We start from the raw sequence: 229 nt of genomic DNA, 5'->3' as shown, positions 1-229 counted from the left end.
GGTTTATCTTGTAAAATTCTAAATGACTCTTTCTTTAAATCCATTAATAAACCTTCTTCGCCAACAAGCACTCGAGAATCGAAAAAGATTGAAAAGTTTCTTAATGATTCCCATTTTTCTTCTGTTAACCAATAAAACAACTGTGACTTCCAATCAACAACTGATTTACTCCATTTATCATTTGAGGCCATTACATTTCCATCGCAAGGCTCATACCGCACCTCTGTTA

The 229-nt window shown here is 34.1% G+C and carries 1 protein-coding gene; it reads right to left on the bottom strand.

Annotated elements, in window-relative coordinates; translation table 11 throughout:
* Nucleotides 1-191 (bottom strand): hypothetical protein (locus AOA60_RS00115; RefSeq protein WP_218240454.1); only part of this gene is annotated, 191 nt, incomplete at its 3' end.
* Between the last annotated feature and the right edge of the window lie 38 nt (nucleotides 192-229).

This window comes from Pseudomonas sp. 2822-17 (assembly GCF_002742485.1).
Lineage (GTDB): Bacteria > Pseudomonadota > Gammaproteobacteria > Pseudomonadales > Pseudomonadaceae > Aquipseudomonas > Aquipseudomonas cyclaminis.
This window is presented reverse-complemented; position numbering and strand designations above follow the sequence as displayed.